The organism is Cupriavidus pauculus, from assembly GCF_003854935.1.
In the GTDB taxonomy this organism is placed as follows: domain Bacteria; phylum Pseudomonadota; class Gammaproteobacteria; order Burkholderiales; family Burkholderiaceae; genus Cupriavidus; species Cupriavidus pauculus_C.
Genome location: NZ_CP033970.1, coordinates 1,263,163 through 1,279,039, shown reverse-complemented (window position 1 = coordinate 1,279,039; position 15,877 = coordinate 1,263,163). Strand labels below are relative to the sequence as shown.

At 64.6% G+C, this 15,877-nt stretch carries 16 protein-coding genes; 9 read left to right on the top strand and 7 right to left on the bottom strand.

Annotation, left to right across the window (positions count from 1 at the left end; translation table 11 throughout):
- Positions 1-18: 18 nt before the first annotated feature.
- The 5 genes from EHF44_RS23840 to EHF44_RS23820 all read right to left on the bottom strand — a co-directional run bounded on the left by EHF44_RS23840 (position 19) and on the right by EHF44_RS23820 (position 4,641).
- Positions 19-345, bottom strand: a complete 327-nt coding sequence (locus EHF44_RS23840; RefSeq protein ID WP_124686151.1) for an alpha/beta hydrolase — start codon at positions 343-345, stop codon at positions 19-21.
- Positions 346-397: 52 nt separating this feature from the next.
- Complete coding sequence (locus tag EHF44_RS23835; protein ID WP_124686150.1) at positions 398-1,906, bottom strand: GMC family oxidoreductase; 1,509 nt, start codon at positions 1,904-1,906, stop codon at positions 398-400.
- 26 nt (positions 1,907-1,932) lie between these two features.
- Positions 1,933-2,547, bottom strand: a complete 615-nt coding sequence (locus EHF44_RS23830) for an isochorismatase family protein (RefSeq protein ID WP_124686149.1) — start codon at positions 2,545-2,547, stop codon at positions 1,933-1,935.
- A gap of 156 nt (positions 2,548-2,703) precedes the next feature.
- On the bottom strand, positions 2,704-3,612 hold the full coding sequence (locus tag EHF44_RS23825; RefSeq protein ID WP_124686148.1) for a LysR substrate-binding domain-containing protein: 909 nt from the start codon (positions 3,610-3,612) through the stop codon (positions 2,704-2,706).
- Between the two features lie 96 nt (positions 3,613-3,708).
- Entirely contained in the window at positions 3,709-4,641 is a 933-nt protein-coding gene (locus tag EHF44_RS23820) for a LysR family transcriptional regulator (RefSeq protein ID WP_124686147.1), read from the bottom strand.
- Between the two features lie 207 nt (positions 4,642-4,848).
- Here EHF44_RS23820 and EHF44_RS23815 point away from each other — a divergent pair, with 207 nt between their 5' ends.
- Positions 4,849-5,718, top strand: coding sequence for an NmrA family NAD(P)-binding protein (locus tag EHF44_RS23815; RefSeq protein ID WP_124686146.1), 870 nt, complete (start codon positions 4,849-4,851; stop codon positions 5,716-5,718).
- A gap of 13 nt (positions 5,719-5,731) precedes the next feature.
- Here the strand turns inward: EHF44_RS23815 and EHF44_RS23810 are convergent, their stop codons facing one another.
- Positions 5,732-6,604 carry a LysR family transcriptional regulator gene (locus EHF44_RS23810; protein ID WP_124686145.1) on the bottom strand — a complete coding sequence of 291 codons (873 nt, stop codon included), beginning with the start codon at positions 6,602-6,604 and terminating at the stop codon, positions 5,732-5,734.
- Positions 6,605-6,730: 126 nt separating this feature from the next.
- Between EHF44_RS23810 and EHF44_RS23805 the strand changes: the two genes are divergently transcribed.
- The 7 genes from EHF44_RS23805 (at position 6,731) to EHF44_RS23775 (ending at position 13,092) form a co-directional block, all read left to right on the top strand.
- Positions 6,731-7,753, top strand: coding sequence for a tripartite tricarboxylate transporter substrate binding protein (locus EHF44_RS23805; RefSeq protein WP_253700362.1), 1,023 nt, complete (start codon positions 6,731-6,733; stop codon positions 7,751-7,753).
- 17 nt (positions 7,754-7,770) lie between these two features.
- A complete protein-coding gene (locus tag EHF44_RS23800) occupies positions 7,771-9,012 on the top strand; it encodes a CaiB/BaiF CoA transferase family protein (RefSeq protein WP_124686143.1) in 1,242 nt (413 codons plus the stop codon).
- Entirely contained in the window at positions 9,012-10,028 is a 1,017-nt protein-coding gene (locus EHF44_RS23795; protein WP_124686754.1) for a cyclase family protein, read from the top strand. The genes EHF44_RS23800 and EHF44_RS23795 overlap by 1 nt, the downstream gene beginning before the upstream one ends.
- A gap of 37 nt (positions 10,029-10,065) precedes the next feature.
- A complete protein-coding gene (locus EHF44_RS23790; protein WP_124686142.1) occupies positions 10,066-11,025 on the top strand; it encodes a tripartite tricarboxylate transporter substrate binding protein in 960 nt (319 codons plus the stop codon).
- A 14-nt stretch (positions 11,026-11,039) separates the two neighbouring features.
- Positions 11,040-11,900, top strand: a complete 861-nt coding sequence (locus tag EHF44_RS23785) for an HpcH/HpaI aldolase/citrate lyase family protein (RefSeq protein ID WP_124686141.1) — start codon at positions 11,040-11,042, stop codon at positions 11,898-11,900.
- A 350-nt stretch (positions 11,901-12,250) separates the two neighbouring features.
- On the top strand, positions 12,251-12,769 hold the full coding sequence (locus EHF44_RS23780) for a hypothetical protein (protein WP_124686140.1): 519 nt from the start codon (positions 12,251-12,253) through the stop codon (positions 12,767-12,769).
- A 137-nt stretch (positions 12,770-12,906) separates the two neighbouring features.
- The gene (locus tag EHF44_RS23775; protein ID WP_124686139.1) at positions 12,907-13,092 is read left to right on the top strand and encodes a hypothetical protein; all 186 of its coding nucleotides are present in this window, start codon (positions 12,907-12,909) and stop codon (positions 13,090-13,092) included.
- A 452-nt stretch (positions 13,093-13,544) separates the two neighbouring features.
- Here the strand turns inward: EHF44_RS23775 and EHF44_RS23770 are convergent, their stop codons facing one another.
- The gene (locus EHF44_RS23770) at positions 13,545-14,585 is read right to left on the bottom strand and encodes a DUF4917 family protein (protein ID WP_124686138.1); all 1,041 of its coding nucleotides are present in this window, start codon (positions 14,583-14,585) and stop codon (positions 13,545-13,547) included.
- 626 nt (positions 14,586-15,211) lie between these two features.
- Here EHF44_RS23770 and EHF44_RS23765 point away from each other — a divergent pair.
- Positions 15,212-15,874, top strand: coding sequence for a GbsR/MarR family transcriptional regulator (locus EHF44_RS23765; RefSeq protein ID WP_124686137.1), 663 nt, complete (start codon positions 15,212-15,214; stop codon positions 15,872-15,874).
- Positions 15,875-15,877: the final 3 nt, after the last annotated feature.

Below are 15,877 nucleotides of genomic sequence, written 5' to 3'. Positions count from 1 at the left end.
AATCTTGCTGGCGGCAACCTACAGATGTTCGACCACAAACGCCGCCACCCGATCCAGTGCGATGCGTGCGCTCTCCAGTTCGGCCACGTTGAAGTGGAACACGTGATGCAGCCCCTGCCAGATCTCCAGCGTCACGGTATTGCCCTGCGCGCGCGCCTGCCCGGCGTAACGCAGCGCATCGTCGCGCAGCAGTTCCTCGCTGCCCAACCCGCCGCCCGCCGAATCGCCGACGATTGCCAGCCGCCGCACGTCCTGCCTGACGAGCCATTTCACCGCGGTCAGTGCGATGTCATGCGCCACCGGCAGTGCTTGCTCGGGCGCCAGCGGATAGTCGAGCACCAGCATTGATCGGCCTCACGCAGCGGTATGAGTTGGGTGGTACCCCAAGCTGTCGTCATCATCGGCTCCAGTCCGTTACGCGTGCGGCGATATGCTCCGCCGCCATGATGGTCGTGAGGTTGGTTGCCACGGACGGAATCTCGGGCAGGATCGACGCGTCGACGACATGCAGCCTGCCAATGCCATGCACTGCGCCCAGCGTATCGACGACGGCGTGGGGGTCCCCCGCCGCCCCCATTGGGGCCGTCGACGTGGCGTGCTGATAGGTATCCAGCCCGGCAACGATGGCGGCTTCGAGTTCGGCATCGGTCTGCACGCTGCGCCCCGGCTCCATTTCGTGCGCGACGAGGTTCGCAAACGGCGCCGTGGACCCGATGCGCCGCGACAGGCGCACGCCCTCCAGCAGCCGACGCCGGTCGCACGCAGTGGAGAGGAAATTGAAATCGATACGCGGCGCGACACGCGGATCGGGGCTCGCCAGCCGTACCGTGCCCGTCGATTCCGGCAGGGTCAGCGCGGTGGCCAGCACGATGGCGCCGCCCGTGGGGCTCGCGGCGGGATCCCAGATATGCGTTGCGGAGACGTGCAGGTCCAGTTCGTCCGGCGCGGCGGACTGCGAGCGTGTCCACAGGATCGCGCCAGCCGCCGGTGTCATCGCACTGAACTCGCGCCGCAACGCGTAGACGTTGTAGTAGAACGGATGGTCCATCAGCCGTCGTCCCACCGGCAGATCAGCAACCGGTGCGATGCCGAGCGCGCGCAGGTCGTTGGCGGGGCCGATGCCCGAGCGCATCAGGATCGCGGGACTGCCGTAGGCGCCGGCCGACAGCACGACCGCACCGGCCGCGATAAGCGTGCCGTCGACAAGCCGCACGCCGCACGCACGGCCGCCTTCCAGCAGCACGCGATCGACTTCCGCCTCGGCACGGATTTCCAGGTTCGCGCGGCGGCGCACATCGGCCGTCAGATAGGCGATGCCGGTGTTCTGCCGCACGCCATCGACCACGTTGAGCGGATAAGGGCCCACACCGTGCTGGACGTCCGCATTGAAATCGGCGATACGCTCGAAACCCAGCGCGGCGGTGGCGTCGACGAAACCGCGCAGCGACGGCGTCAGGGCTTCGGCCGTCATCTGCCGGACCGGCAACGGACCGTCCCGGCCATGCCAGGCATCGTCACCATACGGTGCCGATTCGAGCTTGCGAAAGCTTTGCAGGACTTCCGCCGCAGACCAGCCCGTCATGCCGCGCCGCGCCCAGCGGTCGAAATCCGCGGCCCGGGCCCGCATCGCCACGGCAGCGTTGATGGCGGAACTGCCGCCAAGCACGCGGCCCCGGCGCGCGTGAATCGCGTGGCCGATGGCGCCCGACTCCGACTTGTAGCCCCAGTCATGCGCGGCGTCGCCGCCGACGTTGTCGGCCAGGGCCAGCGCATCGGGATAGCCAGACGGGCGGTAGGCCAGGCCCGCTTCCAGCAACAGCACGCGTCGATGCGGCACGTCGCTGAGCCGGCGCGCCAGCACGGCCCCCGCGCTGCCGCCGCCGACGATGACGATGTCGTGTTCCATGGTCGCTCTCCGGATCGACACCACGCTCAGACGCGCGAGAAGTACTGCTTCAGGCCGGACACCAGCCCGCCGAACGGCATGCCAAGCGCGGCGTAGACGGCCTGGGCCTCCGGAGCAGCGTTGTCGGCCAGGATCTCGACCGCCACGTTCGAATAGCAGACCGGCACCACGCCGGCCTGCAGCATGCGCGCCACGCCCATCCGCACCTGGGTCTTCGAGAAGCCGCCAGAGGCATCGATCACGGCGAAGCTGTCGTATCCGGCGTCGAGCGCGGACATGGCGGGGAACGCCAGGCACACGTCGGTAGAGATGCCCGTGACGACCAGCTTCTTGCGGCCCGTGGCCTCCACCGCGGCCACCACGCGCGGCTCGTCCCATGCGTTCACGGTCGTGCGTTCGATGACGGGCACGCCCGGCAGCGCTTCGCGCAGCGCCGGGATCATCGGACCCCAGACGTTCTCGGTCGTCGTGGTAAGGATCACGGGCACGCCAAGCGCCACGGCGGCCTTGGCCAGGCCAACTACGTTATGCGTCAGCTCCAGCGTGTCGATATCGCGCACGCCGGTGTAAAGGCCGATCTGGTGGTCCACCAGCAGCAGCACGGCGTTGTCACGGGTCAGGCGGTTGTTGCGAGGGGGCATGGTTCTCTCCGTTCGGTTGGTACCGCTCCGGCATCGGTCGCGGCGTGAGAACCACTTTACAAATGGGACGATGGAAAAACAGCGAGGCAAAACAGGAACCATCGTCCCATTTTTGGGATGATGGCAACGCTGAACACAGGAAACGCGCCGCCAGTACTACTGGACCAGCAGCGGCACCTCTTCGGCCAGGAACTCGCTGAACGCCCGCACGGACGGCAGCAGCCCGCGCCGCGACGGCATCAGCAGCGTCAGCGTGGCCACGCCCGCGATCCACTGCGGCAACACCCGCACAAGCTTGCCGGCCGCCATCTCGGCCTTGCCGACATAGCCGGGCAGCGCGACGATGCCCACCCCTTCGCACGCGGCTGCCTTCAGCGTGGCCATGTCGTCGCTGACCAGCGACGGGTCGTATGTCACCGCATGGATCTGTCCCGCATGCCGGACGTCGCGCAGGTTCCATACATAGGCGTCCTGCGGCGCGCCCAGCGCGATGGCATCGTGCCCGGCCAGCGCCTCGGGCGAATCCGGCGTCCCCCTGCGCTTGAGATAGCCGGGGCTGGCGAACAGCGTCCAGGGAATCTGCGCCAGCGGGCGCTGCACCAGTGACGAATCTGGCAGCGGCGCAATATGCGCGCGCAGCCCCATGTCAAAGCCCTCGTGCACCAGATCCACATGCCGGTTCGTCGCGTGCTCGACGATGCGCACACGCGGATGCCGGGCCATGAAACGCGGAATCAGCGTCGCCAGCACCAGCTGCGCCACTGCCACCGAACACGTGAACCGGATCGTGCCGCTCGGCTCGGCCGTGCGCGTGCGCACGACGTTCTCCGCGGCCTCCGCCTCCACCAGCATCGCCAGCGCGTGGCGATGGAACTCGATGCCAAGCTCGGTAATCACGAACCGGCGTGACGTGCGCTGGATCAGACGCGCACCCAGCGCCGCCTCCAGCGCGAGAATGCGGCGGCTGATGCTGGACTTCGGCACATCGAGCACGCGGGCGGCGGCGGTGATGCCCTGGTGTTCGACGACCTTCGCAAAGTAGTAGACGTCGTTGAGATCGATCATGGGAGTTGATGCGGTCGAATGGGGGACGGGACATCCGGGTCGGCAACGCCGGAGATGATACGCGCGGGCTGATGAGCGCCGCGATCTCGAACAGCGCTAGCCCTTTCCAAAGCGGCCATTGGCCCCCGTCAATCCGACCATGAAATCCAGGAACGCCCGGGTCTTTGCCGGCACGTGATGTCGGGACGGGTAGTACGCGTACAACGGAAAACGCTCGTCGGCCCACTCGGGAAAGAGATTGATCAACTGGCCGGCTGCGATCAGCGGCTCGGCACCCAGCAGCAGCATCTGCGCGATGCCGGAGCCGGCGAGGCACGCATTGAGCAGCGCGCCCGGATCGTTGACCGTGAGGCGCCCCCGCGTGTCCACCACAAGGCGTTTGCGCCCGCGATGGAACTCCCAGGCGAATGGCTTGCCGGTCTCCGGATTGCGGAACTCAAGGCACCGGTGGTCTCGGCTTTCCAGGTCCTGCGGTTTTGCCGGCCGTCCCCGGCGAGCAATATACGCGGGCGCCGCGACCGTCACGATGCCGGTATCCAGCAGCTTTCGCGCGACCAGGCTGGACGCCCGCGGTTCGCCGAATCGCACGGCAAGGTCGAAGCCGTCCATGACGAGGTCGCCCAGGCTGTCGCGCGCGATGAGCTCGATTTCGAGTTCCGGATGCGCGTCCATGAATGCATCGAATTGCTGCCCGAGCACGGCCCGGTAGACAACAGGATCCAGATTGATTCGCAGCTTTCCGCGCACGGCCGAGGCACTGCCCGCAGCCGCTGCGGCCGCCTCCTCCAGGCCGGCCAGATGGGGCATGACCTGTTCGTAGAAGCGCCGGCCCTCTTCCGTCAGCGAGACGGAGCGCGTGGTTCGGTTGAAGAGCCGGATGTTCAGCCGCTTCTCCAGTCGCGCAATCGCCCGACTCACGCCCGGCGGCGTCATGCCGATGACTTCTGACGCAGCCGCGAATGTCCCGGCATCCACCACGGCGGCGAACACGCTGATGCTGCCGGACAGTTTCTCGCTACGCGATCTCATTGTGGTTCAAGTGAACAGGCGTGGAAGAGCGCGGGCGACCCACCCGCGGCTGACGCGCCATCGCCACGGTGCGGCATGCCGAGCGTCTGCGGCGATCATGCCAAATTGATGACGTGTTGTCACTTATCTGATGCCGTCCCTGTCATTTTGTTTGGCTCGGTGAGTAGCCAGAATGCGTCCGGCGTATTCACACAAGGAGAACGAGGAATGTATGCAATCACTGGAATCACCGGAAAGGTCGGCGGCGCATTGGCCCGCGAGTTGCTGGCGTCGGGCGGGTCAGTACGCGCCGTCGTGCGCGACGCGACACGGGCCGGCTCATGGGCGAAGCGCGGTTGCGAGATCGCGACGGCCGTGATGGAAGATGGCTCGTCGCTCGCCGCCGCGTTCGAAGGCGCGACGGGCGTCTTCATCCTGCCGCCTTCGGAGTTCGATCCGGCGCCCGGCTTTCCCGAGGCGCGCAAGGTCATTGAAGCCGTGTGCACGGCGCTGCGGAAGGCACGGCCCGAAAAGGTCGTTTGCCTGTCGACGATTGGCGCTCAGGCCGACGAGTTCAACCTGCTGACCCAGCGTACGCTGATGGAGCAGGCGCTGCGCGAGATGCCGATGCCGGTCACGTTCCTGCGGCCCGGCTGGTTCATGGAGAACGCCGCGTGGGATGTCGCGTCCGCGCGCGACGATGGCGTCATCGCCAGCTACCTGCAGCCGCTCGACAAGCCGGTGCCAATGGTTGCCACCGCAGACGTAGGCCGCGTTGCGGCCCAGCTGTTGCAGCAGACATGGCACGGTGTGCGCGTCGTGGAGCTTGAGGGCCCCCGGCGGGTCAGTCCCAACGACCTCGCGTCGGCCTTTGCCCTAGTGCTGTCCCGCCCGGTACGCGCGGAAGTGGTCGACCGGCCGATGTGGGAAGCACTGTTCCGCGCGCAGGGCATGAAGCATCCGCTGGCCCGCATGCGCATGCTGGATGGCTTCAACGAAGGCTGGATCGATTTCGAAAGCAGTCCTGACCAGATCCTGCGCGGCCACGTTGCACTGGACACGGTTCTGGGCGAGCTTGTATCGCTTCGTCCCGCTTGAAGCGCCCCACCGATCACGGACGTTGAATCGCGCTACGGAGCGTTTCCAGCAGCGCTGCGATGACGCGATCTTCTGCCGGCGCGATCCGCGAGACGAACGATATCTGGCGAGACGGTGGCGCGTCGCCCAGCGCTACCACGCGCACGGGGAATGCCTCAAGCAGATAGGGGTCGGGCTGCGGCAGCACAGACACGCCCAGCCCGCGCGACGCCATCGCAACGATGGCCGGAATGGACAGCAGCTCGATACGCGAGCGCGTATCGGGCGCCGTGCGGCGCACGAACTCCGCCGCCGCCGAGCCGGCGATGGTCGAGGTATCGAAGCGAATCCATTCATACGCCTTGAGCAGCGCCTTGACGGTGCGGGCCGTTGAATCGAGCGGCGCTACCAGCACGCACGGCTCGCGGAACAGCGGCGCCCAACGCACGCGCGCGGAAGCGCCGGATTCCGGCTGGGCCACCACGGCGGCGTCGATGGTGCCGGAGCGCAGCGCTTCCACCAGTGCGGTCGAACGGCCGCGTTCCAGCCGCACGTCCAGATTGGGATAGCGCTCGCGGACCAGCGTGGTGAATGGCGGCAACAGCTTCACCTGCATCGGCTCGATGATGCCCAGCGTCACCTTGCCCTCTACCACGGGCGCGGAACGGCGCCGCAGCGACTCCATCGCATGGATCGCACCGTCCAGCGTGGCGCTCACCTCCAGCGCGAACGGCGTGGGCCGCACCTGGAGCGCCGAGCGGTCGAACAGCGGCTGCCCGAAATACGACTCCAGCTGCTTCATCTGCAGGCTGACGGCGCTTGGCGACAGGTTCATCTCGGCCGCCGCCCCGGCAAAGCTGCCGCAGCGCAGCACCGCGGCCAGCGTCTGGAAGCACTCCACCTTCATGAGTTTTTCTCACCGATAGGTTTAAAAACGTCACTTTAGCTCAATCTCTGGCATGGCTAAGATGCTTGCCAGACGGTGTCGATCCAACAGGCGCCGCACCGCACAATATCTGGAGACAACTTCGTGATGCCGCATCGCCCGCGTCTGCGCACCCGCGCCACCGCCTTTCTGGCCCTTCCCGGAATCCCGTCCCTTGCCGCCCTTGCCGCCGTTGGCCTGACTTTCGGCGTCACGCCAATCGCGCATGCGGCGGACGCGGCGATTCCGAAGTCCATCCGCATGGTGGTGCCCTTCCCGCCCAGTGGCAGCAACGACGTGTTCGCGCGACTGGTGAGCGACAAGTTGTCGAAGAAGCTTGGCGTCACGGCCATCGTCGACAACAAGCCCGGTGCCGGCGGCGCCATCGGTGCCGAGTTCGTGGCCCGTTCCGCGCCCGACGGCGCGACGCTGCTGGTGACGTCTTCCACGCTGACCGCCAATGCCGCCGTCCAGCCGAAGACCAGCTACGACGTGAACAGGAGCTTCGCGCCCGTGGCGATGCTGGCCAGCGGCCCGATGGTGCTGGCCGTGTCCGACAAGTCGCCATACAAGACCGTGGGCGACCTGATTGCCGCCGCCAGGAAGGACAAGGGCGCGATCAACTACGGATCGGCCGGCGTCGGATCGATCAACCAGATGTCCAGCGAACTGCTGGCCGGCGACGCCGGCATCGAGTTCACGCATGTGCCCTACAAGGGTATTTCCAACGCGCTGACGGACCTGATCGCCGGGCAGGTGCAGTTCGTGATTGCCAGCTTCCCGTCGGTGGCCACGCAGGTGAAGAGCGGCAAGGTGCGCGCGCTGGGCGTGACGTCGCCGTCGCGCTCGCGGTTTGCGCCGCAGTGGCCATCGGTGGCCGAGACCGTACCGAACTATTCCGCCGAACTCTGGTGGGGCGTGTTCGCGCCGGCCGGCACCCCGCAGGCGCTGGTGGACAAGCTCAACGCCGAGATCCGCGACATCATCGCCACGCCCGAAATGCGCGAGATCTTCTCGCGCGAGGGCGCCGAGCCGTCCGCGATGACCGCGGCCCAGTTCGCCGAGCATATCCGCCGCGACAGCGCGCGCTGGAAGCAGGTGGCCAAGGCCCGCAACATCACCGCCGAATAATCCACCGAGTCTTTCCCATGTTCAGGCAGCAACCCCTGGCGCCCGACGCCACCGGACCGCTCGACGGCATCCGCATCCTCGATCTTTCCCGGCTGGTGGCGGGCAACACGCTGACGATGGCGCTGGCCGACCTGGGCGCCGACGTGCTCAAGGTAGAGCCGGCCAGCGGCGACACGCTGCGCGACTGGAAGGTCAAGGACGTGCCCACGGCGTGGAAGGCGTACTGCCGCAACAAGCGCAGCCTGTGCCTGAACTTCCGGGCCGAAGGCGCCATCGACGTGATTCTGGACCTCGTGGCGCACGCCGATGTGTTCGTGGAAAGCTTCAAGCCAGGCACGCTCGAATCCATGGGCCTGGGGCCCGACGTGCTGATGGCGCGCAACCCGAGGCTGGTCATCGTGCGCGTTTCGGGCTGGGGCCAGGACGGCCCGTATTCGCATCGCCCCGGCTTTGGCACGCTGGTGGAAGGCATGTCGGGCTTTGCGTCGATGAACGGCTTTGCCGACCGCGAGCCGGTGCTGCCGCCGATCTACCTGGGCGACATGACCGCCGGCCTGTATGGCGCGATTGGCGTGCTAAGCGCCGTGCGCAACGTGGAAGTGCGCGGCGGCGTGGGCCAGGTCATCGACCTGCCGCTGCTGGACCCGATCTTCGCCATCCTGGGCGCGCAGGCCGCCAACTATCGACTGACCGGCAAGGTCAAGCCGCGTACGGGCAGCCGATCCACCAACAGCGCGCCGCGCAATGCCTACCAGACGGCGGATGGCAAATGGGTGTGCCTGTCGGCATCGACGCAGGCCATGACCGAACGGCTGTTCCGCGCCATCGGCCGGCCCGAACTGATTGCCGATCCACGCTTCGCCACCAATGGCGAGCGCGTGAAGCATGCCGCGCTGCTGGACGGCATCATCGGCGAATTCCTGGGCACGATGACCCAGCCCGACTGCGTGGCGTTCTTCGACAAGGCCGGCGTGACGATTGGCCCGATCTACGACATCGCCGATATCGAGCAGGACCCCCACTTCCAGGCGCGCGATATCGTGGTGGAGATTCCCGATGCCGAGATGGGCCAGATTCCCGTGCATAACATCTCTCCCCGGCTGGGCGGCACCCCGGGCGCCTTCCGGCGCGCGGCGCCTGCGCTGGGCGAGCATTCGGTGGAAGCGCTGCGCGCCGCCGGCCTGGACGATGCACGCATCGCCGCGCTGCGCGCCGCCGGGGTGGTGATTGACGCCAGCGACGCCGGCAAGGATCGATGATGGCCACGAACCCACGCTGGACGCATCGTCCGGAAGGATCCAACTGGGGCGACTTTGGCCCCGACGACCAGCTTGGCCGGCTCAACCTGATCGGCCCCGCGCAGGTGCTGGCCGCCGTACGCGAGGTACGCGAAGGGCTGACGTTCTCGCTCAGCCTGCCGCTCGACGTGCCGCGTGCCGGCGTGCTGAACCCGCGCCGCCGTCCACCGGTGTTGCATCCATCAGAGAAAGACGGCCAGCGCGTGTTCAACCGGCCAATGGCTGGCGATACTCCGGGCGCCACCGATGTGATCAGCGACGACCACGTCACGCTGTCACCGCAGTACTCGACGCAGTGGGACGCCCTGGGGCACGTGAACTGCCTGTTCGATGCCGATGGCGACGGCCACGCCGAAACGGTGGGCTACAACGGCTTCTCGGTGGGCACCGGCAGCGCGGCCGATGGCACGTTCATCGGGGCACAGGCGTTGTCGGTTGCGCCGATGGCGGCGCGCGGCATCCAGGGGCGCGGCACGCTCGTGGACCTGCACCGGCATTTCGGGCCGGCCCGTCGCGCCGTGGGCTACGACGACCTGATGCGCGTGATCGAGGCCGATGGCGCCGATGTGCGGCGCGGCGACATCCTCTGCGTGCATACCGGGCTGGCCGACATGGCGCTGCAACTGTCCGCCGCTGACGACCACGCCGGGCTGCGCAACGCTTGCGCCGTGCTGGATGGCACCGACGCGCGGCTGCTGCGCTGGATCGACGACGCCGGGATTGCCGCCATCGCCGCCGACAACCATGCGGTGGAAGAACGCCGCCACGCCCTGCCGCCGGGCACGACCGGACCGTTGCTGCCGCTGCATGAGCTTTGCCTGGTCAAGCTTGGCATGCCGCTGGGCGAGATGTGGCACCTGACGCCGCTGGCGGCGTGGCTGCACCAGGCCGGGCGCGCATCGTTCCTGCTGACCGCGCCGCCGATGCATCTGCCGCGCGCCGTGGGATCGCCGGCCAATCCGATCGCCACTGTCTGACGATCCCCACAATTCCAAGAAACCTGGAGACCTGTTCATGCATCCGACCTGCCGCAAACTGCTGGTCGCAGTGGCCGCGTGCGCGCCGCTGCTGGCCGCCGCTGCCTATCCCGACCGCCCTATCCGCATGATCGTGCCCTATTCCGCCTGCGGTGGCGCCGACAACACGGCGCGCGTGATCGCGCAGCGCATGAGCGCGTCGATGGGCCAGCAGGTGGTCATCGACAACCGTCCCGGCGCAGCCGGCGTGATTGGCGAGGAAGCTGTGGCCAAGGCCACGCCCGATGGCTACACGGTGCTCTACGACGCCTCGGCGTTCGCGGTCAATCCGAGCCTGCGCAAGATGTCGTTCGACCCGCTCAAGGATCTGGTGCCGATTTCGCTGGTGGCCACCGCGGCCAACATCCTGGTCGTGCCGCCCAATGCGCCATACAAGACGGTCAAGGACTTCATCGCCTATGCCAAGGCCAATCCCGGCAAGCTGACGTTTGCGTCGGCAGGCTCGGGCAGCGGGTCGCACCTGGCGGGCGAGCTGCTGAACGCCAAGGCCGGCATCGACCTGCTGCACGTGCCGTACAAGGGCGGTGCGCCGGCGCTGACCGACGTGATGGGCAACCAGGTGTCGGCCTATTTCGGCAACGTGGCATCCACGCTCAACTATGCGAAGAGCGGCAAGCTCAAGGCGCTGGCGGTAACGTCGCTCAAGCGCAACCCCGGCCTGCCCGATACGCCGACGCTGGCCGAAAGCGGCCTGCCGGAGTTCCAGGTGCTGGAATGGAACGGCGTGTGGGTGCCCAAGGGTACGCCGCCCGACGTGGTGGCGCGACTGGCGAAGGAAGTGCAGGACGCCGTGGCCGACCCGCAGGTGCAGGACAAGCTGCGCCAGATGGGGCTGGAGCCCGTCGGCAACACGCCGCAGCAGTTCGGCAAGTTCGTGCAGGGCGAGGCGGCACGCTGGGGGGCGCTCGTCAAGCAGCGCAACATCCGGGCCGAATGACGGTGAGGACGATCATGCGCAGCAAACTGTTTGTACCGGGATCGCGCCCGGAGCTGTTCGACAAGGCACTGGCCAGCGCCGCCGATGCCCTGTCGTTCGACCTGGAAGACGCCGTGGCCGAGCCGCGCAAGGCCGAAGCCCGCGCCGCGCTGCAGGACCTGCTGGCCTCGGGCCGCACGGCAGCATCGTGCAAGACCCTGATCGTGCGCGTGAACGCGCCGGACACCGCGCACTTCGCGCCCGACATCGTCGCCGTGGTGCGCTCCGGGCTGCATCTGGTGAACGTGCCGAAGGTGGAGGAAGTCGAGCAGGTGCACCTGGCCGCCCACGCCGTGGCACAGGCCGAGGCCGCCAACGGCGTGACCACGCCGGTGAAGCTGCTGCTCAATATCGAGTCGCCGCGCGGGCTGCGCAAGGCGCATGAACTGGCAGCCGCCGATCCGCGCGTGGCGGGGCTGCAGCTCGGCTATGCCGACCTGTTCGAGCCGGCCGGCATCCACCGGCGCGAGACGCTGGCCGTGGCGCAGACGATGTACCAGATGCGCATGGCCGCCGCCGAAGCTGGCGTATTCGCCTATGACGCCGCGTTCGCGGATGTAAAGGACGCGGACGGCTATCGCGCCGAAGCCGAACTGGCACGCCGGTTGGGCTATCTGGGCAAGAGCTGCATCCATCCAAGCCAGATTGCAATGGCTAACGCCGTGTTCCAGCCAACCGAGGCAGAGATCGCCGCGGCACAGCGCATTGTGGCGGCCGCCGACGAGGCCGACGCCAAGGGCGTGGGCGCCTATCTGGTCGACGGCAAGATGGTGGATCGCCCCTTCGTGGAGCGCGCCCGCACTATCCTGGCAGCGTTTCAGGCGATGAGGGGGTAGCAGACCAGGGCCATCGCCGTACGCCTCGCCCCCCTGCGGGCACGAATACCCCCTGATGGATGGGTGTTTAGTTGGCGCAACACCATAGACCGCTTCGGTTCTGAAGTCGTCTATGGCGCCGACAAGCCCTGCGGGGGGAAGCCGAGGGCGGGGACCGGCCAGTAGCAGCTGGTCAGACGGATGATCCCCCATGACCGTTGGGTTTATATTCTCACGACCTATTGTTGTGATTCTCGAAACACATTTTTTCGTTTCTGCGGTTAAACGTTAGCCGAGGTTATCCGTTAGTGAATCGCGTCATACGTTGTGGCCCTTGGGCCAGATCACGCGAAATTTAAAGGATAACCATAATGTATTTTGATGTTGTTACAACGGTCTCGCCCCTGGCGACTACAGAGCTTCCGTCGAACGCAGCTTCCTCTTCACCAGTTGCGCAGGACAGGCCCGAGGCGACGCGTCCTGCCGAAAATAGCTTCGCCACAAAAGCCGATGGTACGCCGAAGTCCGCATCCGACCGGATTACGATGTCCCATGGCGGCCGTGTCTTGTCGAAAACGGAAGACAAGGATGCGACGACTCGGGCGATCGAGGACAGCAAGTACCCTGACGCGATCAAGAAGCTGATGATCAAGATACGAGACCTTCAACAACAGTTGCGCGACAAGGCAGCCGAGCTACAAGAGGCGGCATCCGACCAAAAACTGCCAGCCCGTCAGCGCGAAATGAAGGTTGATGCCATCCGGAGCGCCGTTGGAACGCTGTCTTCGGCCATCCAAGCTGCCACGGCTACGCTCAACGACACCATGACGGCAATGCGACTCTCAAGCGACGACCGTAAGCAGATTGCTACCATGATCTCGGCGATCTAAAGACCATTTCCGGCGTTCGCAGTTGACTACGGTTGGCCGGCAGGTGGTTGCTTTTCGGCCAGAAGCGGCCGGTCGACCTCTGGAGCCAAATCATCGACAATCGACCTACCAGTATGAATAAATCGGGATCAGGCCACATGGGTACAACAACACTCGAATCGCTCTACCAAGATATCGGCAGAATGGCATTCGAAGCCGCCGAAGGACCGGTAGATCAATTGCTGCTGTATGCGGAGGTTGAAGACGGGATCGTCTCTGCCACCTTTTTTATCGAATTTCCGATCACTCAGTTCGATTTCGCTACTGCCCAGCGCAGATGGTAGAAGCGGTCTACGCGCTCTGGCAAACGTGGAAGATTAGTCCAGGGAACCGCGAGTGGCGGGCGATGAGCTATGCGATTAACAATGGCAAGTTCAGCATGGACCTGATCTATCCGGACCAAATGATTCCAAGCGAGGACGTTTCTGAGAGGCGTCCTCTAGCGGTAAAGCGTCATTTCGGTGAAGCGAACGTAGATTATTCGCGGCCGTAGTACAGGGCGGCGCTCCGAGACACCGACCGCAGTCACTCGATTGTCGCCCGCCTCAACTTCCGAAAGCTCGGGTGCGGACGGACTGAAGGCGGCGTCCGGCCACAATGAGACGTTCGACAGTGCGCCGTAGATCGTCGACAATCACCTTTTCGAGGAGCGTGGGTGACACTGCTGTCGAGTAGTATTACCGCGGCGTTCGATTCCGTAAAGAAAATGGCGCAGTGGACAGCCGGGGCCACCAAGTTAGCCCCAGATAACCGCCGTTTGCGCTGCGAAGGTATGAACCTTAGCATGCAATTGCTTTTCGAGTTCAGCCGCGCGTTGTTTGTCAGCATCCGAGAATACACCTATATAAACGCTTCGTAGTTTTGGCGGTGCGTTACCCGGCAAATGGGTGGCTCGATTCAAAGCGTCTATGATATGCGAATCGTACTCTCCGAAGCCGAATCCAAAACTAACGACTGAACCATCGATGCCACAGAGATTCTCATAACAATTTGATAAATATGGATTTGAGCGTATCTGTGCAAGTTTTTCTTGCCCGTTCCCAGCCGTAACGAAAACTGGATAGTCGTCCCGCTCGATACGTCCCTTGATCTTCTCCAGAAGATAGCCTGCTTGATCGTACTGCTCCTTCTCTACGTCGAGGCCAGTATCGAAAAGAGGAAGTGCGCCGTGCACATAGAATATGTTCTGGCCCGATCGATTCGGCCCCCAGCGAAGGTCAGACCAGCTTGGCTCCTCGGTCTTTGCCTCAACCTCGATTGGATTGAGAAGTTCACGCCCAAAGCCATCGACTGCGTTGGGGATCCCCTGTCGCATGAGCACCCAATAAAGAAGCAGGTCGTAATTTGAAGTAAATATCGAGCCCCCCGATTTTAGAAATCGGCTCACGAAGCTTGCGCAGCATTGGCTGCGCTCTTGAGGAATCTTAAATACATGTTCCGGATGCATTGACTTGATAGCCTCAATCAGGCTTCTGCGCAGCCCCAGATGTGCGGACTGGATCTTCGCTTTCAGCTCGCCGTTAGCACCAAAAACATCTAGTAGTTCACTAAACGTATCGAGCTGCTCCATCATTAGCTCGAAATTTTTCGTCTTCATTGCCTTCAAGACACCCGCCAACATAGGGTCATTTAGACTTGAAATGAAATCGTAGAGTGCGTTGTACGAGAATATATCTCGGTCATATGCCATGGAGAAACCATTCCCGAGCAGCAAATGAACAGTTCGCCTTTTCTTGGTTAATTCTGCCATAACCACTTCGAATTTCTCGTAATGCATCTGCCGATCTCCAGGACGTGCTTGTTCTTGACTAAGCCGCGACATCTAGCTCGCAAGAGAATACTCGATGGCAGCCTCATGAAGCGCCAGAGTTTCCCCTACAAAGGGGGGGCGCAGGATCTGACGGATCCCGCGCCGGGAGAATGCTGGGCTCTTGCACCCAGCAACCTCGTCGCGCCACTGTCAGGAATGTTCGCCGACTAGGAAGTCGCCGAGCGGCCGTTTTGAGGAATAGGAAACTTCCGCTTTGGGTCGTTCAGAGACAATCTTTCTGTATACCTAGCGACCCCAACACAACAGGAAGCGGCCGACGAACTCCTGCTCCATTAAATCTTCGCTCTAACGCATACACCGGCTGCCGACGCCCTGCCGCAACTCGGCCCTTTGCCGACGCAATTCCATCCCAGCACGTCCCGTCGGCGTCCCGTCATCTGGGCAACCCCTGGGCGTCGTCCGCTATCTCGCCTCGCCACAGCGCGATCGCACTAGCTTTGGGACGTGACACCCGCCCCAGCCCACCCTGCCCCCCGTAACCCACCCCATCTGCGACACCCCGTCACACCTGCACACGTCCTGCAACGTTTTGTTCTAAACTTTCACAACTTTCTGAAAATTCAAAACAGACAATGCAGCTCTCGCCCCTGGTCCAGCGGTTTGTCCTCCACTTCGGTGAGATGGGTAGCCGGTGGGGAATCAACCGAACGGTCGGTCAGATCTACGCCCTGCTTTTCACGGCGGCGCGTCCGCTCAATGCCGACGAAATTGCCGAATCGTTGGGCTTTTCTCGCTCCAATGTCAGCATCGGGCTCAAGGAACTGGAGTCCTGGAACCTCGTGCGGCTGTCTCACCAGCCGGGGGACCGGCGTGAGTACTTCTCCGCGCCCGATGATGTCTGGGCCATCTTTCGCACGCTGGCCGAGGAGCGGCGCCGGCGCGAGATTGATCCGACGCTGTCGATGCTGCGTGAAGTGCAGCTTGAGACACCTCTGTCCGACGAAGACCGCCACGCGCAGGCCCGCATGAAAGAGATGTACGGGCTGATCCTGCTGGTCACCACGTGGTTTGGCGACATGCAGAAGCTCGACGTCGCCACGCTGGAAAAACTGATGCGCCTGGGCTCGCGCGTCACCAAGTTGCTGGACGTCAAGGACCGGCTGACCACCGCCATCGGCATGGGCGGCGGCGCCCGGCAGAAAGGCGCCGACAAGGCCACCAAGGCCGCCAAGTCGACCGTCACGCCGGCCAGCAGCAAATCCCCCGCCAAGCCTGCCCGCCCCCGCAAGGAGTAACCC